General features: G+C 71.4%; 20 protein-coding genes. 7 read left to right on the forward strand and 13 right to left on the reverse strand.

Annotated features, from left to right (window positions below):
- Nucleotides 1-112 precede the first annotated feature (112 nt).
- The 3 genes from AB0C22_RS12825 to AB0C22_RS12835 all read right to left on the reverse strand — a co-directional run bounded on the left by AB0C22_RS12825 (nucleotide 113) and on the right by AB0C22_RS12835 (nucleotide 3,223).
- A complete protein-coding gene (locus AB0C22_RS12825; protein WP_219464428.1) occupies nucleotides 113-439 on the reverse strand; it encodes a hypothetical protein in 327 nt (108 codons plus the stop codon).
- Nucleotides 440-550: 111 nt separating this feature from the next.
- Nucleotides 551-2,335, reverse strand: a complete 1,785-nt coding sequence (locus AB0C22_RS12830) for a 3-hydroxybutyryl-CoA dehydrogenase (RefSeq protein ID WP_219470323.1) — start codon at nucleotides 2,333-2,335, stop codon at nucleotides 551-553.
- Between the two features lie 420 nt (nucleotides 2,336-2,755).
- Nucleotides 2,756-3,223 carry an FHA domain-containing protein gene (locus tag AB0C22_RS12835; protein ID WP_357534986.1) on the reverse strand — a complete coding sequence of 156 codons (468 nt, stop codon included), beginning with the start codon at nucleotides 3,221-3,223 and terminating at the stop codon, nucleotides 2,756-2,758.
- Between the two features lie 193 nt (nucleotides 3,224-3,416).
- Between AB0C22_RS12835 and AB0C22_RS12840 the strand changes: the two genes are divergently transcribed.
- Nucleotides 3,417-4,916 carry an aldehyde dehydrogenase family protein gene (locus tag AB0C22_RS12840; protein ID WP_219464430.1) on the forward strand — a complete coding sequence of 500 codons (1,500 nt, stop codon included), beginning with the start codon at nucleotides 3,417-3,419 and terminating at the stop codon, nucleotides 4,914-4,916.
- Nucleotides 4,917-5,063: 147 nt separating this feature from the next.
- Here the strand turns inward: AB0C22_RS12840 and nucS are convergent, their stop codons facing one another.
- On the reverse strand, nucleotides 5,064-5,723 hold the full coding sequence (gene nucS / locus AB0C22_RS12845) for an endonuclease NucS (RefSeq protein WP_091250735.1): 660 nt from the start codon (nucleotides 5,721-5,723) through the stop codon (nucleotides 5,064-5,066).
- 71 nt (nucleotides 5,724-5,794) lie between these two features.
- On the opposite strand from nucS, the gene AB0C22_RS12850 reads away from it, so the two are divergent.
- On the forward strand, nucleotides 5,795-6,412 hold the full coding sequence (locus tag AB0C22_RS12850; protein ID WP_357535267.1) for a DUF4126 domain-containing protein: 618 nt from the start codon (nucleotides 5,795-5,797) through the stop codon (nucleotides 6,410-6,412).
- 66 nt (nucleotides 6,413-6,478) lie between these two features.
- On the opposite strand, the gene AB0C22_RS12855 is transcribed toward AB0C22_RS12850, so the two are convergent.
- Nucleotides 6,479-7,075 carry a hypothetical protein gene (locus AB0C22_RS12855; RefSeq protein WP_219464432.1) on the reverse strand — a complete coding sequence of 199 codons (597 nt, stop codon included), beginning with the start codon at nucleotides 7,073-7,075 and terminating at the stop codon, nucleotides 6,479-6,481.
- Between the two features lie 742 nt (nucleotides 7,076-7,817).
- Between AB0C22_RS12855 and AB0C22_RS12860 the strand changes: the two genes are divergently transcribed.
- The 3 genes from AB0C22_RS12860 (at nucleotide 7,818) to AB0C22_RS12870 (ending at nucleotide 10,093) form a co-directional block, all read left to right on the forward strand.
- Nucleotides 7,818-8,114 (forward strand): DUF1540 domain-containing protein, encoded by a 297-nt coding sequence (locus tag AB0C22_RS12860; RefSeq protein WP_208568419.1) that lies wholly within the window; start codon nucleotides 7,818-7,820, stop codon nucleotides 8,112-8,114.
- 234 nt (nucleotides 8,115-8,348) lie between these two features.
- Nucleotides 8,349-9,251, forward strand: a complete 903-nt coding sequence (locus AB0C22_RS12865) for an ABC transporter ATP-binding protein (RefSeq protein WP_219464433.1) — start codon at nucleotides 8,349-8,351, stop codon at nucleotides 9,249-9,251.
- The gene (locus AB0C22_RS12870) at nucleotides 9,251-10,093 is read left to right on the forward strand and encodes an ABC transporter permease (RefSeq protein WP_219464434.1); all 843 of its coding nucleotides are present in this window, start codon (nucleotides 9,251-9,253) and stop codon (nucleotides 10,091-10,093) included. Before AB0C22_RS12865 ends, AB0C22_RS12870 begins: the two co-directional genes overlap by 1 nt.
- 95 nt (nucleotides 10,094-10,188) lie before the next feature.
- Here the strand turns inward: AB0C22_RS12870 and AB0C22_RS12875 are convergent, their stop codons facing one another.
- Both AB0C22_RS12875 and murA read right to left on the reverse strand, forming a co-directional pair.
- Entirely contained in the window at nucleotides 10,189-11,037 is an 849-nt protein-coding gene (locus tag AB0C22_RS12875; protein WP_219464435.1) for a 3-hydroxyacyl-CoA dehydrogenase family protein, read from the reverse strand.
- A gap of 128 nt (nucleotides 11,038-11,165) precedes the next feature.
- Nucleotides 11,166-12,605, reverse strand: a complete 1,440-nt coding sequence (gene murA, locus AB0C22_RS12880; RefSeq protein ID WP_219464436.1) for a UDP-N-acetylglucosamine 1-carboxyvinyltransferase — start codon at nucleotides 12,603-12,605, stop codon at nucleotides 11,166-11,168.
- Here murA and AB0C22_RS12885 point away from each other — a divergent pair.
- Together AB0C22_RS12885 and AB0C22_RS12890 are read left to right on the forward strand one after the other, a co-directional pair.
- Entirely contained in the window at nucleotides 12,604-13,176 is a 573-nt protein-coding gene (locus AB0C22_RS12885) for a cob(I)yrinic acid a,c-diamide adenosyltransferase (RefSeq protein WP_208568414.1), read from the forward strand. The two genes, murA and AB0C22_RS12885, sit on opposite strands and share 2 nt — an antisense overlap.
- Nucleotides 13,152-13,574, forward strand: a complete 423-nt coding sequence (locus AB0C22_RS12890) for a VOC family protein (protein WP_208568413.1) — start codon at nucleotides 13,152-13,154, stop codon at nucleotides 13,572-13,574. The genes AB0C22_RS12885 and AB0C22_RS12890 overlap by 25 nt, the downstream gene beginning before the upstream one ends.
- Before the next feature lie 106 nt (nucleotides 13,575-13,680).
- Here AB0C22_RS12890 and AB0C22_RS12895 read toward each other — a convergent pair whose 3' ends face one another.
- The 6 genes from AB0C22_RS12895 to atpA all read right to left on the reverse strand — a co-directional run bounded on the left by AB0C22_RS12895 (nucleotide 13,681) and on the right by atpA (nucleotide 20,053).
- Nucleotides 13,681-14,136, reverse strand: coding sequence for a DUF2550 domain-containing protein (locus AB0C22_RS12895; protein ID WP_208568412.1), 456 nt, complete (start codon nucleotides 14,134-14,136; stop codon nucleotides 13,681-13,683).
- Between the two features lie 12 nt (nucleotides 14,137-14,148).
- Nucleotides 14,149-14,427 (reverse strand): F0F1 ATP synthase subunit epsilon, encoded by a 279-nt coding sequence (locus AB0C22_RS12900; RefSeq protein ID WP_219464438.1) that lies wholly within the window; start codon nucleotides 14,425-14,427, stop codon nucleotides 14,149-14,151.
- A gap of 134 nt (nucleotides 14,428-14,561) precedes the next feature.
- The gene (locus tag AB0C22_RS12905) at nucleotides 14,562-15,794 is read right to left on the reverse strand and encodes an LCP family protein (protein WP_308290898.1); all 1,233 of its coding nucleotides are present in this window, start codon (nucleotides 15,792-15,794) and stop codon (nucleotides 14,562-14,564) included.
- Between the two features lie 219 nt (nucleotides 15,795-16,013).
- Entirely contained in the window at nucleotides 16,014-17,471 is a 1,458-nt protein-coding gene (atpD, locus tag AB0C22_RS12910; RefSeq protein WP_208568410.1) for a F0F1 ATP synthase subunit beta, read from the reverse strand.
- Nucleotides 17,471-18,400: a F0F1 ATP synthase subunit gamma gene (locus AB0C22_RS12915; RefSeq protein WP_219464440.1), complete on the reverse strand. Its 930-nt coding sequence runs from the start codon at nucleotides 18,398-18,400 to the stop codon at nucleotides 17,471-17,473. The genes atpD and AB0C22_RS12915 overlap by 1 nt, the downstream gene beginning before the upstream one ends.
- A gap of 9 nt (nucleotides 18,401-18,409) precedes the next feature.
- Nucleotides 18,410-20,053, reverse strand: a complete 1,644-nt coding sequence (gene atpA / locus AB0C22_RS12920; RefSeq protein ID WP_219464442.1) for a F0F1 ATP synthase subunit alpha — start codon at nucleotides 20,051-20,053, stop codon at nucleotides 18,410-18,412.
- Nucleotide 20,054: the final 1 nt, after the last annotated feature.

Here is a 20,054-nt window from a genome sequence, read left to right on the forward strand (position 1 = left end):
CGCCGCGCGCCCGGGGCGCAACCGGGGTGACCAGGATCGCCCGACCGGCCCCACCGGCCGCCGCCCACCGGAATCCGCCGGCCGGCGGGCAGCACCTCGTCGGCCGGGCCGGTCAGCCGTAGCGGGGTGCGCCCCGGCCGCGCAGCAGGTTGGGCCCCCGCCGGTCCCGGGCCCGCCAACAGCCGCTGTGCCAGTGCCGCCGGTCGGTCAGGTCGCCCGCGCCGTCGGCCGGCCAGGCCACCAGGTGCGCCACCCCGGGTCGGATCTCCTGGTCACATCCGGGGCAGCGGTACGTCTTGACCGACGCCCCGCCGCTGATCCCGCGTACCTGCCACTCGCCGTCGCGCCACTGCTGCACCGATTCCACGCCGTGGCGGGCCCGGCCGGCGTCCAACTGGGTGGTGTCCTCGCGGCGGGGACGGTTGCGACGGGGGCTCACCTTGCCAAGGTTACGGTCAGTTCCCGGGCTGCTGCGCGGTGAGGTACGCCGCCCGGCCCGACAGCGGTGCGGCGGTCCGGATCAGCGGCGGGTGGCCGACCGTCGCCCCGGTCAGTGCCCGGAGTGGTCCCGGAAGCCCTGGCCGGACCGGTGACCCAGGTGACCGGCGGTGACCAGGTGTTCCAGCAGCGGCGCGGGGGCGAGGCCCGGCTCGCGCTGCTCCCGGTATACCGCCCGCTGGCCCGCCAGCGCCACGTCCAGGCCGATCGCGTCGAGCACCTCGAACGGGCCCGTCGGGTACCCGCAGCCGAGCTTCATCGCGTGGTCGATGTCGTCGACGGAGGCGTAGCCCGCCTCCAGCATCCGCACCGCGTCGTTCAGGTAGGGCAGGAGCAGCGCGTCGACCACGAAGCCGGCCCGGTCGCCACAGACCACCGTGGTCCGGCCGAGCGCGGCGCAGACCGCGGTGGCGGTGGCGGTGGCCTCCGCCGAGGTACGGATGGTGCGTACCACCTCGACGAGCGGTCGCCTCGCCGCCGGGTCGGGGAAGTGCAGGCCGAGCACGTCGGCCGGACGCTGGGTGGCCATCGCCACCTCGATCACCGGCAGCGACGAGGTGGTGGTGGCGAGCAGCACGCCCGGCTTGCAGACCTCGTCAAGGCGGGCGAACAGGGCCTGTTTGACGCTCGACTCCTCGGCCACCGCCTCGACCACCAGGTCGACGTCGGCGAGCTGTTCCAGGGTGGCCGACCAGGTGATCCGGGCCAGGGTCGCCTCGTGGTCGGCCGCGTCGAGCTCGCCCCGGGCCACGTCCTCGTCGAGCGCGCTCCGGACCGCGCCGGAGATCCCGGCCGACGAGCCGGTGTCGCCGTCCACCGAGAGCACCGGGTAGCCGGCCCGGGCGAAGACCTCGACGAGGCCGGCCGCCAGCGCCCCCGCCCCGACCACGCCGACCGTGGTCACCGGCGCGCTGTCGGGCGCCGTCCGCGTCGGGGCCGGCGTCTGCCCGTCGGGTACGACCTTCGGAGAGCCCGGTTTGTCATAGGTGTAGAAGCCGCGTCCGGACTTGCGCCCGAGCAACCCGGCGGTGACCATCTGCCTGATCAGCGGTGTCGGGGCGTGCCGCCGGTCCCGTCCGCCGTGCCGGTACATGGTGTTGAGGATCTCGTACGCGGTGTCCAGGCCGATCAGGTCCAGCAGGGCGAGCGGGCCCATCGGCAGGCCGCAACCGAGCTTCATCGCGAGGTCGATGTCCTCCCGGGTGGCGTACCGGGCCTCGACCATGCTGACCGCCTGGTTGAGGTAGCCGAACAGCAGGGCGTTGGCGATGAAGCCGGCCCGGTCGCTGATCGTGACGTCGACCTTGCCGAGCCGGGCGCAGAGCGCCTCGACGTCGTCGACCACGTCGGCGGCGGTGACCACCGTGCGAACCACCTCGACCAGCTTCATCACCGGCGCCGGATTGAAGAAGTGCAGGCCGACGACCTGCTGGGGCCGGTCGGTGGCGACGGCGATGTCGGTGACGCTCAGCGAGGAGGTGTTGGTGGCCAGGATGGTGTCGGGCTGGCAGATCCGGTCCAGCTCGGCGAAGAGCCGTCGCTTCAGGTCGAGGTGTTCGGGCACCGCCTCGACCACCAGATCCACCGCGTGCAGCGCCTCCAGCCCGACCTGGAAGTCGACCCGGGAGTGCAGGGCGTCCCGGTCGTTCTCGGCCAGCTTGCCCTTGGCCACCGCCCGGTCGGTCGACCGCGCGAGGGTGGCCCGACCCCGCGCCAGGGCCGGCTCGGAGATCTCCACCGCGACCACGTCGACACCGTTGCGGGCGAACACCTCGACGATGCCGGCACCCATGGTGCCCAGACCGACCACGCCCACCCTGGTGAACTCCCGCGCCACGACCGGCCTCCCCTGGTTGACTCCGCCGCCGCCGACACGGACGGACGCTGCGCACATGAACGAACGCTAAGGTTATCCGTCGGAGTGTGCCACGCGGCGGTGCGCCGTCGCGACGCCCTGGGAGATTTCCCGCACCCGGCCGGGGCTGCCCCGCCGCACCGGCCGGGCCGCGTCGTCGAACCCATCGGGGCCGCGTCGTCGAACCCATCGGGCCACGCCGCCGCACCAGTCACGGCCACGCCATCGCACCAGTCACGGCCATGCCGTCGCACCAGTCCGCGCCGTCGCACCAGTCAGGGCCGTCGCACCAGTCAGGGCCGCGCCGTCGCACCGGCCGGGGTAGCGCCGTCGAACCCGAGGCGGCAACCGGTCAGGCCGGCCCGGCGGCGGAAGCCCCGGCGGTCGGCCGTGTCCCCGCGGTCAGGTGTCGACGCCACGTACCGCGGCGACGGGGCGACCGGCCACGGCGTCGGCCGGGCCGGGGGCACGCGGCGGCAGCGGCAGCGTGGGCCGGTGGTCCCGACGGCCGCCGAGGCCCCCGGTGAAGCTCAGGCCGACCGGGTCGGTGGTGGCCAGCCCGGGGTCGAAGTAGCGCAGCTCGGTACGGCCCAGCCGGATCACGTCGCCGTCGGTGAGCGGCTCGGCGTCGGTGATCCGCTGGTCGTTGAGCCAGGTGCCGTTGGTCGACCCCAGGTCGACCAGGACCACCCCGTCCTCGGTCAGCCGCACCTCGGCGTGCCGCCGGCTCAGGTGCGCGTCCGCCACCGGGATGTCGACGTCCGGCGCCCGGCCGATCACCTGCGGTCGGGGCCGGACGCGGAAACTCGCCCCCCGCATCGGCCCGCCGGCCACCGTCAACAGCGGCATCAGTTCCGGATGATCCTGCATGGACAGTCAGCTCCCCATCCGCCGTCGCCTCGCGCCCAGCCTGCCAGCTCCGCGTGACCAGCTCACCACCCGCCCGGCCACCTCCGCGACCCCTGGCGGACATCGACCGTCCACCGAACAGGCGGCGGCGGAAGCAATAGACGAGCAGCACTCACAACTACCAGCTGGTAGCTTCCGGGTCTAGACTTCCGCCATGACGGCTGTACAGGTCCCGGGTACCCCGGTAGTCACCGATGGTCAGTTGGTTTCGACCAGCCCGGCCACCGGCGCGGAAGCCGGCAGGCTGCCGGTCGCCACCGCCGAGGAGGTGCAGCGCGCGGTCGACCGCGCCCGCACGGCCGGGCAGTGGTGGGCCGGGCTCGGCTTCGACGGCCGCCGGACGCGCCTGCTGCGCTGGCGGGCCCTGCTCGCCCAGCGGATCGAGGAACTGGCCGAACTGCTCCACGTCGAGGGCGGCAAACCGGTCGGTGACGCGGTCGTCGAGATCCTCACCGCCATCGAGCACATCGACTGGGCGGCCCGCAACGCCCGCCGGGTGCTGGGGCCGCGCCGGGTCCGGTCCCGGTTGATCCTGGCCGAGTTCTCCGGCCACCTGGAATACCAGCCGCACGGCGTGGTCGGGGTGATCGGCCCGTGGAACTACCCGGTCTTCACCCCGGTCGGCTCCGCCGCGTACGCGCTGGCCGCCGGCAACGCGGTGGTGCTCAAGCCCAGCGAGTACACCCCGGTGGCCGGTCAGTGGCTGGTCGACGCGTTCGCCGAGGTGGTGCCGGAGCAGCCGGTGTTCACGGCGGTGCACGGCCTGGGCGACGTCGGCGCGGCACTGTGCCGCTCGGGCGTCGACAAGGTGGCGTTCACCGGCTCCACGGCGACCGCCCGTGCGGTGATGGCGGCCTGCGCCGAGTCGCTGACCCCGGTGCTGCTGGAGGCCGGCGGCAAGGACGCGATGATCGTGGACGCCGACGCCGACCTGGACGCCGCCGCCGACGCCTGCGTCTGGGGCGCGCTCACCAATGCCGGCCAGACCTGCATCGGCATCGAACGGGTCTACGCGGTGGCACCGGTCTACGACGAGTTCGTCGCCCGGGTGGTCGCCCGCGCCGGACGGCTGACCGTCGGCGCGGACTCCGCCGACCTCGGCCCGATCACCATGCCGAGCCAGCTCGACGTGATCCGCCGGCACATCGACGAGGCCATCGCCGCCGGGGGGCGGGCGGTGCTGGGTGGCCCCGCCGCCGTCCAGCCGCCGTACGTACATCCGACGGTGCTGGTGGACGTCCCCGAGTCCGCCTCGGCCATCCGCGAGGAGACGTTCGGCCCGACCGTGACCATCAGCCGGGTCGCCGACGCCGACGAGGCCGTACGCCGGGCCAACGCCCTGCCGTACGGCCTGGGGGGTTCGGTGTTCGGTCGGCGTGACGCGGTGGCGATCGCCCGGCGGCTGCGGTCGGGGATGGCGTCGGTCAACTCGGCGCTCACCTTCGCCGGGATGTCCACGCTGCCGTTCGGCGGGGTGGGCGACTCGGGCTTCGGCCGGATCCACGGCGAGGACGGGCTGCGCGAGTTCGGGCGGGCCAAGTCGGTCACCCGACGGCGGGCCCGGTCGTTGCTGCCCTCGATGACCTTCGAGCGGACCCCGACCGACGTGGCCCGCCTCGTCAAGGTCGCCAAGGCGCTCTACGGCCGCCGCTGACCGACCGCACGGGCGGTGCCGGGCCGCACAGCGCAACGCCAGCCGCACGGGCGGTGCCGGGCCGCACGGGGTACGGGGGTGCTGGCCACCGGGCCGCGTGCCCGGCGGGGCGGTGGTGCCCGCAGCGCGCCGACGCCAGCCTCACAGTCAGAACAGGGTCAGCTCGTCGCGCACGATGCCCCGCAGCCGGTCGTAGTCGACGACCACGCAGCGGATGCCCCGGTCGGTGGCGAGGACCCGGGCCTGCGGCTTGATCTCCTGAGCGGCGAACACACCGGCCACCGGGGCGAGCAGCGGGTCCCGGTTCATCAGTTCGAGGTAGCGGGTGAGCTGCTCGACGCCGTCGATGTCGCCACGCCGCTTCACCTCGACGGCGACCGCGCCGGAGTTGGCGTCCCGGCAGAGCAGGTCGACCGGGCCGATCGCGGTCATGTACTCCCGCCGGACCAGGGTGAAGCCCTCCCCCAGCGTCTCCGGGTTGGCGGCCAGCAACTCCTGCAGGTGCGCCTCGACGCCGTCCTTGCGCAGCCCCGGGTCGACGCCCAGCTCGTACGAGGTGTCCTGGAAGATCTCCGTCAGGTTGATCCGCAACTCCTCGCCGGCCTTGTTGACCACCCGCCACACGCCGGGGGCCTCCTCCAGCCGACAGGGCGGACTCATCCAGTTCAACGGCTTGTACGCCCGGTCGTCGGCGTGGATCGACACCGACCCGTCCGCCTTCACCATGAGTAGGCGGGTGGCCAGCGGCAGGTGCGCCGAGAGCCGTCCGACGTAGTCCACCGAGCACTTCGCAATCACCAGACGCACCCGACGAGGGTAGCCGAGGACCGGCCGGTCACCGTCGCGCGGCACTGGCGTGCCGGTGCGATGCTGAGATGGTGCTCGAAGTCCTCACCGGTACCGGTCTCGCCGCCTCGGCGGGCCTCAACGCCTACATCCCCCTGCTCACCATGGGTCTGCTCGCCCGCTACACCAGCCTGATCGACCTGCCCAGCGGCTGGCAGTGGCTGGGCAACGGGTGGGTACTGGCGATCCTCGCCGCACTGCTCGCGGTCGAGGTCGTCGCCGACAAGGTGCCCGTGGTCGACCACGTCAACGACGTCGTGCAGACGGTGGTCCGGCCCACCGCCGGCGGGCTCGCCTTCGGCGCCGGTTCGGGCTCCGAGACGGTGACGGTCAGCGACCCGGGCGGGTTCTTCTCGTCCCACCAGTGGGTGCCGGTGGCCGCCGGGGTCGCCATCGCGCTCGGCGTACACCTGTTCAAAGCAGCGGCCAGGCCGGTGGTCAACGCGACCACGGCGGGCTTCGGCGCACCGGTGGCCAGCACCGCCGAAGACGCGACCAGCGTGCTGATGTCCCTGGTGGCGATCATCCTGCCGGTGCTGGTGCTGGCGTTCCTGCTGGGCATGGTGGCGTTCGTGATCTGGTTCCTGCGGCGACGCCGGGAGCGACGCCGGGACCGCGAGGCGGCCCGCGCCGCCGGCTACCGGGTCTGACCCGCCGCCGCACACGCCGATGGCCGGCACCCCGGGCGGGGTGCCGGCCATCGTGTCGTACGCGGGTCAGCTGTTCCAGTGCTGGGCGACGAGGTCGGCGGCCTGGGTTTCCCACTGGGCGTAGTGGTCGGGGTACGCCGACACCTGGACCGTCTGGGCGGCCTTGGTCAGGGGCATGTCCTGCCAGCCGTCGACCTGCTTGAGGCCCTTGAGGAACGCCAGGGTGGCGTACTCGGGGTCGGTGATCTGCTCCACCGTGCCCCAACCGGAGGACGGGCGCTGCTGGAACAGACCCTGCGAGTCGTGGTCGTTGCGGTCGCCCAGGTGGCCCAGGTTCTCCAGCTTCGACTCCTGCAGGGCGGTGGCGATGGACACCACGGCGGCGCGTTCGTCCATGCTGGCCTTCTTCGTCGCGGCGATGATCGCCTTGACGTTGCCGGTCTGCTCGTCGCCCAGGTCGATGCGGGACTGCTCGCCCTGCACGCCGTGCGGGATCAGCTTGCCCTTGTCCACGGCCGGCTTGTCGGCCTGTACCACGGCCACGGTGTGGTCGGTGGCGGTCGACTCGGCGGTGCCGTGGTTCAGCGGGCCGGCGGCCAGACCACCGGCGACGGCCAGACCGGCGATACCGAGGACACTCTTACGCAGAATGGTGGTCTTCATGGGGGATGCTCCTTCGAGGGGGTCGACGCCCCCCGGACCGGTCGGGGGACCGGAACACCGGCGGAACCGGCGGAGGGGGCGTAAGCACCACGACGAGGCGCTCATGAGGGAGAAGTCGTCGGTCTCCGGTGGGGCCTGCCGCCCATGCCGGAACCAGATGTAACGACCGGGGGCCCCGCATCATTCCGGGGCGCCCACCCACTTCCGGGCTGGCCGGGCGGGGTGCTGCTGCGGTCGTACAGAGGGTGTAACGACCGCTGGCCGGCCAGCATTCCGCCGCAGGGGTGCCGCCGGTCACGGGACACCCCCACCCGGTCGCCCCCACACCGGACACCGGTGACGCCCCGACCGCACCAAACCGGACATCCAGACCAGATGCAACGCCCCCAACCGGTCGACCGCAGACCCGCCAACCCACCCCCACCCACCCCGACCCACCCAGCCGGCCCCCGCCGAGCCGCCCCGCTGGGCCGCCCCGGTGGGCCGCCCCGGTGATCAAGAGGTTTGCGTCATCGAGAGCGCTCTCCCTGCCGCAATTCTCTTGATCACCGGGGCAAAAGGGCGGGGCGGGGCGGGGCGGGGCGGGGCGGGGCGGGGCGGGGCGGGGCGGGGCGGGGGCGGGGGCGTTGGGGGCGCGGGCACCGTGGGGTGGCTTCCTACGGGGGGATCAGTGGTGGAACGGCCCGCGCCCGCCGGAACGATGCCTATCATTTGTGGCATATCTACCGAAAGTGAGGTTGTCATGACCGCAGCGCTGGAAATGCCCCGGGTTCAGGAGTGCGCGGCCTCGTCCTGCGCGTACAACCACACCAACGACTGCCACGCGTTCGCCATCACCATCGGCAGCACCGACCATGCCCACTGCCACACCTTCGTGGAGCTTCCGGTACGTGGCGGCCTCGACCGGCTGATCGCCCAGGTCGGCGCGTGCAGCCGGGCCGACTGCCAGCACAACGCCGAGCTGGAGTGCCGCGCCCCGGCGATCACCGTCGGCCCCGACAACGACCTGGCCGACTGCATGACCTACCAGCGCCGCTGACCGACCGCCATCGGGGCCGGGGCCACACGCCCCGGCCCCGGCCCCGGCGACCATGCCCGGCACGGCCGAATATCCCTCGCACCGCCGGACCTCCCTGGCCCGGCCGGCCACGCCCGGCCGGGCAGCACCTCACCGGTCCGCACCGGGCGCGAGCGGGCCGCCGCGACGCGCCCCGACCGGCACCGGCACACCCCGGACCGCCGCGCCGGACGGCCTGGTCGCACACTGGACGCCATGGAAGACGAGCTCGCGATCTCCGTACGGGGACTGCGTAAGGCGTACGGCGACAACGTCGCGGTGGCGGGGGTGGACCTCGACGTCCGCCGGGGCGAGGTGTTCGCCCTGCTCGGCCCCAACGGCGCGGGCAAGACGACCACGGTGGAGATCCTGGAGGGCTACCGGCAGCGCGACGCCGGTGAGGTGAGCGTGCTCGGCAGCGATCCCGGGCTCGTCCTCGGGTCGAGACCGCGGGGATCGCGGGTGGGATCGTCACGTACGCCCCGACGCGGGGCGGCCGACTGGCGTTCCCGGGTCGGCATCGTGCTCCAGGGCACCGGCGAGTTCGACGAGCTGACCGTGGCCGAGGTGGTGCGGCACTTCTCCGGCTTCTATCCCGAGGCGGACGACCCGGACAGGGTCGTCGAGCGGGTGGGGCTGGGTGCCAAGGCCAACGCCCGCACGCACACCCTCTCCGGCGGGCAGAAGCGACGGCTCGACGTGGCGCTGGGCATCATCGGCCGCCCCGAGCTGCTCTTCCTCGACGAGCCCACCACCGGTTTCGACCCGGAGGCGCGGCGCGAGTTCTGGGAGCTGATCCGGGACCTCGCCGCCGCCGGTACCACCATCGTGCTCACCACCCACTACCTGGACGAGGCCGAGTCGCTCGCCGACCGGGTCGGGGTGATCGCCGCCGGCCGGGTGATCGAGGTGGCCCCGCCGAACCTGCTCGGCAACCGGCAGGACGCCCTGGCGACGGTCTCCTGGCGTACGCCGGACGGGACGCCGGAGACGGCGCAGAGCGCGACGCCAACGGCGCTGGTGGCGGAGCTGGCCGCGCGTTTCGGTGGCGAGGTGCCCGGCCTGACCGTGACCCGGCCGACCCTGGAAGACGTCTACCTGAGCATGATCGGACACTGATGACGACCACCACCAGGCCGGGGAACCCGGTCGCCGCCGGCAGTCGACGGCTCGGGCCGGGCGCACTCGCCCTGCGCCAGGGCCGGTTGGAGATCACCCAGTTCCTGCGCAGCCGGGAGTCCGTCGTGTTCACGATGGGCTTCCCGATCATCATGATCCTGATCTTCGCGTCGATCTTCGACGGGACGATCGGCGGCGGGGTGAAGTTCACCCAGTACTTCATCACCGGCATGATCGCGACCGGCCTGATGACGGTGAGCTTCCAGAACCTCGGCATCTGGATCCCGATCGAACGGGACCGGGGCGTGCTCAAGCGCTACCGCGGCACCCCGATGCCCAAGTGGGTCTGGTTCGCCGGCAAAGTGATCATGGTGGTGGCGATCGGCGTCGCCGAGACCGCGCTGCTGCTGGCGGTCGCCGTGGCGCTGTTCGACCTCGACCTGCCGGCCACCGCCGCCAAGTGGTTCACCTTCGGCTGGGTCGCCGTGCTCGGGGTGACCGCCTGCACCCTGTGCGGCATCGCCATCTCGTCGCTGGCCCGCACCGCACGCAGCGGCTCCGCCGTGGTCACCCCGGTCTCCCTGGTGCTCCAGTTCATCTCCGGGGTGTTCTTCGTCTTCACCGACCTGCCCAGCTGGATGCAGCAGGTGGCCGCGCTCTTCCCGCTGAAGTGGATGTGCCAGGGCCTGCGCGCGGTGTTCCTGCCGGAGAGCTTCGGCGCCCAGGAACCCGGCGGTTCCTTCGAGCTGGGCCGGGTCGCCCTGGTCCTCGCCCTGTGGTGCGTGATCGGCCTGGTCCTCTGCCTGACCACCTTCCGCTGGACCACCAAGCGCGACGGCTGATCCGCCACCCCGGCCAGCGTGATCGACGCGGTTGTGCCGATACTGCGGTGCCCGTCGACGGGAGACCGCAGTATCGGCGACCGTGTGCCCCGGGATCAGTAGGAGTAGAAGCCCTGGCCGGTCTTGCGGCCCAGGTCACCGGCGGTGGCCATCCGCTGGAGCAGCTCCGGCGGGAAGAACTTCTCGTCGGCGGTGTCGGTGTAGATGTTCTTCGTGGCGTTCAGCAGGACGTCCACGCCGGTCAGGTCGACCGTGGCCAGCGGGCCCATGGCGTGACCGAAGCCCAGCTTGCAGGCGGTGTCCAGGTCCTCGGCCGACATCACCCCGGACTCGACCAGCTTGACCGCCTCCATGGCCAGCGCGCAGATCAGCCGGGTGGTGACGAAACCGGCGATGTCCCGGTTGACCACCACCACCGTCTTGCCGATCTCCTCGGCGAACGCCTTCGCCGTGGCGAGCGTCGCATCGCTGGTCTTGTAGCCACGGACCAGCTCGCAGAGCTTCATCATCGGCACCGGGGAGAAGAAGTGGGTGCCCACCACCGACTCCGGCCGCTCGGTGGCCGTGGCGATCTGGGTCACCGGAATGGCCGAGGTGTTGGTCGCGAGCACCGCGTCGGACTTGCAGACCTTGTCCAACGCACGGAACACCTCGTGCTTGATCTCGATCTTCTCGAAGACCGCCTCCACCACGATGTCCGCGTCGGCCGCCGCCTCCAGCTCGGTGGTCGGGGTGATCCGGGCCAGGGTCGCCTCGACCTCGGACGGGTCGATCTTGCCCTTCTCGGCGAACTTCGCCAGCGACTTCCGGATGCCGTCCAGCCCTCGGGTGGTGGCCGCGTCGTCCACGTCCCGCATGGTCACCTGCCACCCGGCCTGCGCCGCCACCTGGGCGATGCCGGAACCCATCAGCCCGGCCCCGACGACCGCGAGTCGACCCGCCATCTGCTTCTCCCTCGCTGCGATTGAGTGTCTGCCAGCACCCTAGTCGGCGAGCCTGAACGACCGCTAAGCCCCCGACCGGGGCAGGGCGAGCTCGGGCGGCAGGTCAGCGCGGGTCAGGTGGTGCGGGGTCAGATGGTCAGCTCCGGGGCCTCCGGGGCGGTGCCGCGTTCCACCTTCACGCCGAGCGCCCGCAGGTCGGCCACGAAGTCCGGGTAGCCCCGGTCCACGTGGTGCACGTGCGAGACCTCGGTGACTCCGTCCGCGCAGAGCCCGGCGATGATCAGCCCGGCACCGGCCCGGATGTCGGTGGCGCGTACCGGGGCGCCGGAGAGCCGGTCCCGACCCCGTACCACCGCGTGGTGGCCGTCGGTCTTGATGTCGGCGCCGAGCCGGGTCATCTCGTTGGCGAACATGAACCGGCCGTCGAAGATGTTCTCGGTGATCAGCGACGCCCCGTCGCTGACCGCCGCCAGCCCGATCGCCATCGGCAGCAGATCGGTGGCGAAACCCGGGTAGGGCAGGGTGACCACGTCGACGGCGGTGGGCCGGTCGTCGGCGCGTACCCGGAAGGCGTCGCCCCGGGTCTCCACCAGCGCGCCGGCCGACACCAACTTGTCCAGCGCGACCTCCAGACAGGCCGGGTCGATCCCGGTGACCGTCACGTCCCCCCGGGTCATCGCCGCACCGAACGCCCAGGTGCCGGCCACGATCCGGTCCCCCACCGTGGCGTGGCGCACCGGGTGCAGCGCAGGCACCCCGGCGATACGCAGGGTGGAGCTGCCGCAGCCGGAGATCCGGGCGCCCATCCGGTTGAGCATGGTGCAGAGGTCGACGATCTCCGGCTCCCGGGCCGCGTTGTCGATCACGGTGACCCCCCGGGCCAGCACCGCCGCCATCACCAGGTTCTCGGTGGCCCCCACGCTGGGGAAGTCCAGCACGATCTCGGCACCCCGCAGGCCGTCCGGGGCGGCGGCGATGACGAAACCGTGCTCCCCGGAGACGTCCGCGCCCATCCGGGCCAGGCCGGCGATGTGCATGTCCAGGCCCCGGGAACCGATCGCGTCCCCGCCCGGATGCGCCACCCGCACGTACCCCCGGCGGGCCAGCAACGGGCCCAGCACGCAGATCGACGCCCGCAGTCGCCGTACCAGGTCGTAGTCGGCGTCCGCACCGGGCTGTTCGGGTACGTCGATGACGACCGACCGGGACCGGGCCTGCCCACCGTGGCCGACCATCGGGTCCACCGGGTCGTCCGCCTCGAACCGCACCAGGCAGCCGAGCCGGCGCAGCACCTCGCCCATGATGGCGATGTCGGTGATCCGGGGGACGTTCGTGATGACCGTCCGTCCCGGTGCCAGCAGCGCCGCCGCCATCAGCTTCAACGCCGAGTTCTTCGCCCCGACGACGTGCACCGTGCCGGCCAGCCGGGCGTCCCCGCCGACCCGGATCACCTCGACGTCGTCGACCGCCGGGTCACCGGCGTCACCCGGCCCCACCCCCATCGGCCACCCGGTCGGGGCCGGCCGGGCCGGGATCGTCAGGTCCGGTATCCGTAGGCTGTGCGTCATGGCCGTCCACCTCACGCGCATCTACACCAAGGCCGGCGACGCCGGCATGACCAGGCTGAGCAACAACGAGCAGGTGCCGAAGACCGATCCCCGGATCGCCGCGTACGCGGATGTCGACGAGTGCAACGCCGCGCTCGGCGTGGCGCTCGCCCTGGGGCAGCTCGACGACGGGCTGCGGGCCGTGCTGGAGTCGATCCAGAACGACCTGTTCGACGTCGGCGCCGACCTGGCCACCCCCGTCGAGCCGGACCCGGCGTACCCGCCGCTGCGGGTCACCGAGGAGTACGTCGAACGCCTCGAAGGCTGGTGCGACGAGTACAACGGGCGACTGGGCAAGCTCGACTCCTTCATCCTCCCCGGCGGCACCGCAGGCGCGGCACTGCTGCACGTGGCACGGACGATCGCCCGGCGCGCCGAACGGACGGCCTGGGCCCTGGTCGCCCACGATCCGGATCGCACCAGCTCCCTTCCGGCAAAGTATCTCAACCGCCTCTCCGACCTGCTGTTCATCCTGTCAAGAACGGCCAATCCGGGCGGCGATGTGCTATGGGTGCCGGGCGGCAAGCGCTGAGCACGGGCGGGCTGCACCACGTCGAGGTCTGGGTGCCCGACCTGGCCGCCGCGCAGCGGAGCTGGGGCTGGCTGCTCGGTGCGCTCGGCTGGACGCCGTACCAGGACTGGCCGGCCGGTCGGTCCTGGCGGCACGGCCCGACGTACCTGGTCATGGAGGAGTCCCCGGCGCTGTCCGGGCGGATCCACGACCGGCTCGCCCCAGGCCTCAACCACCTGGCGTTCCACGCCGGTCCGCCGGACGCGGTGGACCGGCTGGTGGCTGCCGCACCGGCCCACGGCTGGACGCTGCTCTTCGCCGACCGTCACCCGCACGCCGGTGGCCCGGACAGCTACGCCGGCTACCTCACCGACGAGCAGGGGTACGAGGTCGAACTGGTCGCCGCCACGCAACCGTAGGACCACCGGTCCGGCGGCGGGCATCGACGGTCCCGGCGGTGCGCAGCCCCTCGGTCCCGGCGCACCTGGCCGGGCGCGATCCCGATGGCCGGGCCGGCCCGGGGGGTCAGGCGGCGGGCCAGTCCTGGGACGCCATACGTGGCGAGGCCGCCCCGGGCGGGGCGGCCTCGAGCCAGGAGGAGAATCCGGTCACCGTGGAGCGGGCCATGGCGATCTCGACCGGCGCGTGTTGACTGGTACAGCGGAGGATCACCCAGTCGGACGGCATGGAGAGCCGTTCCTGCCCCTCGGGGAGACGCCGTCGTTCCACCACCAGTTCCTTGCGGGAGAGCACCCGCTTGGGCCGGAGGGCGAAGCTGAACATCCGGTACCACCGCAGTTGGTCGCCGACGAAGCGGGCGAAGCCCGGGGACCAGCCCCGACCGTCCAACACGGTGGTGACCCGGACGCTCAACCGGATGATGCCGCCGCTACGGGTGACCAGTGCCCGCCGGACGAAGAGGATCAGGACCGCGACCAGGATCACCGCGATGCCGATTGCGATCCCTTCGACGATCTCCATCGGCGGGTGGGCTCAGCGGGCCGGAGTGGCCGGGGTGGCGCTCTCGGCGAGCACTGTCACGCTCTGGGCGCCGACCGACAGGAATCCGCCGGTGATGTCGTAGGCGACCTGCTGGCCGCCGGCCTGCTTGATCCGGATCTGGCTGGGCTCGGCGAGCTGGCCGAGCAGCGGCGCGTGCCCCGGCAGCACACCCAGCTCGCCCTCGGTCGTGCGGGCGACGACCATCTCGGCCTCGCCGGACCAGACCTTCTCCTCGACGGCTACGAGGTCGACGTGAAGCTGCTGTGCCACGCTGTCTCCTTGCTGCGGCGGCGGATTGTCGAAAGTCTAGTCGGAGCCTGGTGACCTACCCAACGCGGGTGCCGAGACGTACGCCACCACCCGGCGTGTCGGCTGGCCGGGCGGTGGCGTCGGCATCTGGCGGATCACTTGGTCTTGTTACGGAACTCCGGGTGCTCCAGCAGGAAGGCGTCCAACTTCTCGTTGCCGAGGGCGGTGAAGAAGTCGTCGGCGACGGGCAGCAGCCGCTCGCCCCGGTAGCCGTTGCCGGTGCCGATCCCCTCCCCCGGCAGCTTGATCAACTCGACGTTCTCCGAGCGGATGCCCTTGAGCGCGATGGCGAAGTCGACCACGCTGCTGCCCCGGCCGTTGAAGGTCAGCGACTGACCGGCAGCCCGGATCACCCGGTCCAGCTTGATCGGGTTGGTCACCACGTCGGCGCTGAACGCCTGGCTGACCATCGCCTTGATGAACTGCTGCTGGTGGCGCTGCCGGCCGTAGTCGGCGTCGGGAACGCCGTTGCGGGGGTAACGCTGCCGGACGTAGTCCAGCGCCTGCCAGCCGTTGAGGTGCTGGTTGCCCTTCTTGTAGACCGCCTGCGGCCCGATGTAGCCCTCGCCGTACGGGTTGCCCTTGCGGTGCTTGCCGTTCGGCTCCCGGTGCTCGGACTTGACCTGACGCTCGATGTACATGTCGACACCGCCCATCGCGTCGACGATCTTCTGGAAGCCGGTGAAGTTGATGATCGCCCCGGCGTCGAACCGCTCGATCCCGGTCGCCTTCTGCACGGTCTTGGCGAGCAGTTCGAAGCCCTGCGGGGCGCTGGGGTTCTTGCCCTCCACGATGCTGCCGAACGACATCGCCGCGTTGATCTTGCCGGAGCCACCCCGGTAGCCGGCCTTGTCGAACTTGGGGATGTCGACGTAGAGGTCGCGCGGAATGGAGAAGATGTACGCCTGCTCCAGCGACTCCGGCACGTGCAGCACCATGATCGAGTCGGCCAGCGGCGGGGTCTTCGCGTCCCGGGGGTCGATCCCCACCAGCAGGATGTTCAACGGGCCCTTGACGTTGCTCTTGCGCTCCTGCGCCCCGGCCGCCTTGTCACCGAAGAGGTCGGCCTTGCCCACCGAACCCTCGTAACGCGACAGCAGCGTCTCGTAGCCCACCAGGACCGCGCCGCTGAGCATCAGCAGCACGACCCCGAAGATGGTGCACACGCGCGCCCAGCGGGGCACCCCGGACCAGATCGACCGCCTGCCGCCCTTGCCGGTCTCACCGACCGCGCCGGCCCTGCCGATCCCGCCGCCCTTACCGTCCCTGTCGCCCTTGCCGGCCTTGCCCACCAGCAGCTCCATTCGTCGCGCACGGGGACTCGTCACGAGGATTCGTCACGCCCACGAAGAGGAGACGGGCGTACCCGGTCGAAAAGTTGCACCGCGTCGACACCCGAACCCGAGAGTCGTTCTCGAAACGGTACCCCGCCTCCCGACCAGTCCTGCGCCCGGCAACCGGACACCGGCCCCCAGCAGGCACAACAACGGCCGAAGGCCACCCCGGCTCGCGCCGGGGTGGCCTTCGTGGGACGACTGTCGAGGGGCTCAGCCCTCCGACATCAGCTCCTTCGCCTTGCGCTCCAGGTCCTCCAGACCACCGCACATGAAGAAGGCCTGCTCGGGGAAGTGGTCGTACTCACCCTCGCTGATCTTCTTGAACGCCTCGATGGTCTCGGCGATCGCGACCGTCGAGCCCGGCACACCGGTGAACTGCTCGGCGGCGTAGGTGTTCTGCGAGAGGAAACGCTCGATCCGGCGGGCCCGGCCGACGGTGAGCTTGTCCTCCTCGGACAGCTCCTCGATGCCGAGGATCGCGATGATGTCCTGGAGGTCCTTGTAGCGCTGGAGGATGCGCTTGACCTCGGTGGCCACCGTGAAGTGCTCCTCGCCGACGAACTCCGGGGCGAGAATCCGGGACGAGGACGCCAGCGGGTCCACGGCCGGGTAGATGCCCTTGTCGGAGATCGACCGCTCCAGGTTGGTGGTCGCGTCCAGGTGGGCGAACGTGGTGGCCGGCGCCGGGTCGGTGTAGTCGTCGGCGGGCACGTAGATCGCCTGGAGCGAGGTGATGGCCTGGCCCCGGACGGAGGTGATCCGCTCCTGGAGCTCGCCCATCTCGTCGGCCAGGGTCGGCTGGTAACCCACCGCGCTCGGCATCCGGCCGAGCAGGGTGGAGACCTCGGAACCGGCCTGGGTGAAGCGGAAGATGTTGTCGATGAAGAGCAGCACCTCCTGCTTCTTGACGTCCCGGAAGTACTCGGCCATGGTCAGCGCCGACAGCGCCACCCGCAGCCGGGTGCCCGGCGGCTCGTCCATCTGGCCGTAGACCAGCGCGGTCTTGTCGATGACGCCGGACTCGGTCATCTCGGCGATGAGGTCGTTGCCCTCACGGGTGCGCTCACCCACGCCGGCGAAGACCGAGGTGCCACCGAAGTTCCGGGCCACCCGGGTGATCATCTCCTGGATCAGCACCGTCTTGCCCACGCCCGCGCCGCCGAACAGGCCGATCTTGCCGCCCTTGACGTACGGGGCGAGCAGGTCGATGACCTTGATGCCGGTCTCCAGCATCTCGGTCTTCGGCTCCAGGTCCGCGAAGGCCGGGGCCTTGCGGTGGATGCCCCACCGGTCGTCCGCGTCGAGCGTCTCGCCCTCGGTGAGGTTGAGGCACTCGCCGATGGCGTTGAAGACGTGGCCCTTGACGGCGTCGCCCACCGGGACGGTGATCGGGGAGCCGGTGTCGACCACCTCGGCGCCCCGGACCAGACCGTCGGTCGGCTGCATGGAGATGGCGCGGATCAGGTTGTCACCCAGGTGCTGGGCGACCTCCAGGGTCAGCGTCTTCTCACCACCGGAGAGGTTCACCTCGACGTGCAGGGCGTTGAACAGGGCCGGCATGCCGTCGCGCGGGAACTCGGCGTCGACGACCGGGCCGATGACCCGAACCACGCGACCGGTGGCCGTCCTGGTCTCTGCCGGTCCCCCGGCAACTGCGGATACAGTCATCACACTTCACTTCCCGACGCGGCCAGCGCGTTCGCGCCGCCGACGATCTCACTGATCTCCTGGGTGATCCCGGCCTGGCGGGCCGAGTTCATCTCACGCGTGTACTTCTCGATCATCTCTTCGGCGTTGTCGGTGGCGCTCTTCATCGCCCGCCGCCGGGCCGCCGACTCGCTCGCCGCCGACTCCAGCAACGCCGCGTAGATCCGCGTGTTGATGTACCTCGGCAACAGCGCGTCGAGCAGCGACTCCGCCTCCGGCTCGAACTCGTACGCCGGCAGCAGCCCCTCGGAGCGCGGCCGGTCCTCGACCTGCATCGGACCGATGATCTTGGTGACCGGGTTCTGCGTCATCAGGCTGTGGAACTCGGTGTAGACGATGTGCAACTCGTCGATGCCGAGCACGCCGTCCGGCCCGGCGTCACCGTCGGTGTCGTCGGCACCGGCGGTGAACGCCGCGATCAGCGTCTCGCCGACCTCACGGGCGTCGGCGAAGGTGGGCTGCTCCGAGAAGCCGGTCCAGTTCGCCGCGATCTGCCGGTTGCGGAACCGGTAGAACGTCAGGCCCTTGCGCCCGATGACGTAGAGCACCGGCTCCTTGCCGTCGGCGGTGAGCCGGGCGATCAGCGACTCGGCGGTCCTGATCGCGTTGGAGCTGTACCCACCGGCCAGGCCCCGGTCGGAGGTGACCAGCAGGACGCCCGCCCGCCGCACCCGCTCGCGCGGGGTGAGCAGCGGGTGGTCGATCCGGGCGTTCGAGGCCAACGCCGTGAGCACGCCGGTGATCGCCTGGGCGTACGGCAGAGACGCCGTCACCCGGGCCTGGGCCTTGGCGATGCGGCTCGTCGCCACGAGCTCCATCGCCTTGGTGATCTTCTTCATCCCCTTCGCCGAACGGATCCGTTGACGAAGAACGCGTACCTGGGCCGCCATGACTCAGCCCTACTGCTTCTCGGCGTCGCCGCCGGCGTAGCGGGTGACCGTCTCGCGGTCGGCCTCACCCTCCAGCGGCTTGGCGGGCGCGTCGTTGACCCGGTGCTCGTCGGCCTTGCCGAGGAAGACCTGCTTGAACTCGGCGATGGCCGAGTCGAGCGAGGCCGCGATGTCGTCGCCCCACTTGCCACCGGCGATCGAGGCCAGCACGCCCTCGTGCTTGTGCCGCAGGTACTGGAGGAACTCCGACTCGAAGCGGCGGACCTCACCGACCGGGACGTCGTCCAGCTTGCCCTCGACGCCGGACCAGACCGAGACGACCTGCTCCTGCACCGGGTACGGCGAGTAGTTCGGCTGCTTGAGCAGCTCGACCAGCCGGGAACCCCGGTTCAGCTGGGCCTGCGAGGCCTTGTCCAGGTCGGAGGCGAAGGCGGCGAACGCCTCCAGCTCACGGAACTGGGCCAGGTTGAGCCGCAGCGAGCCGGAGACCTTCTTCATCGGCTTCATCTGCGCGGCACCACCGACCCGGGAGACCGAGGTGCCGACGTTGATGGCCGGCCGGACGCCCTGGTTGAACAGGTCGGACTCCAGGAAGATCTGGCCGTCGGTGATGGAGATGACGTTGGTCGGGATGAAGGCCGAGATGTCGTTGGCCTTCGTCTCGATGATCGGCAGGCCGGTCATCGAGCCGCCACCCAGCGCGTCGGAGAGCTTCGCGCAGCGCTCCAGCAGGCGGGAGTGCAGGTAGAAGACGTCACCCGGGTACGCCTCACGGCCCGGCGGGCGACGCAGCAGCAGCGACACGGCCCGGTACGCCTCGGCCTGCTTGCTCAGGTCGTCGAAGACGATCAGGACGTGCTTGCCGCCGTACATCCAGTGCTGCCCGATGGACGAGCCGGTGTACGGGGCGAGGTACTTGAAGCCGGCCGGGTCGGACGCCGGGGAGGCCACGATGGTGGTGTATTCCAGCGCGCCCGCGTCCTCCAGGATGCCCTTGATCGAGGCGATCGTGGAGGCCTTCTGGCCGATGGCGACGTAGATGCAGCGGACCTGCTTCTTCGGGTCGCCGGAGCGCCAGTTGTCCCGCTGGTTGAGGATGGTGTCCAGCGCGACGGTGGTCTTGCCGGTCTTCCGGTCGCCGATGATCAGCTGCCGCTGGCCCCGACCGATCGGGGTCATCGCGTCGATCGCCTTGATGCCGGTCTGCAGCGGCTCGTCGACGGACTGCCGGGACATCACGTTCGGGGCCTGGAGCTCCAGCTCGCGGAAGCCCTCGTCGGCGATGTCGCCGAGGCCGTCGATCGGCTGGCCGAGCGCGTTGACCACGCGGCCGAGGAAGGCGTCGCCGACCGGGACGGAGAGCACCCGGCCGGTGCGCTTGACGCGCTGCCCCTCCTCCAGCTTGGCGGAGTCACCGAGAACGACGACACCGATCTCCCGGACGTCGAGGTTCAACGCCACGCCGAGCGTGCCGTCCTCGAACTCCAGGAGTTCGTTGGTCATGGTCGAGGGCAGGCCCTCGACGTGGGCGATGCCGTCACCGGTGTCGGCGACGGTGCCGACCTCCTCGCGGGAGACGTCGGTCGAGTAGGAGGAGACGTAGCGCTCCAGGGCGCCGCGGATCTCCTCCGTCGAGATGGTCAGCTCGGCCATC

Origin of the sequence: Micromonospora sp. NPDC048894, assembly GCF_040649765.1 — a bacterium.
Lineage (GTDB): Bacteria > Actinomycetota > Actinomycetes > Mycobacteriales > Micromonosporaceae > Micromonospora > Micromonospora antibiotica.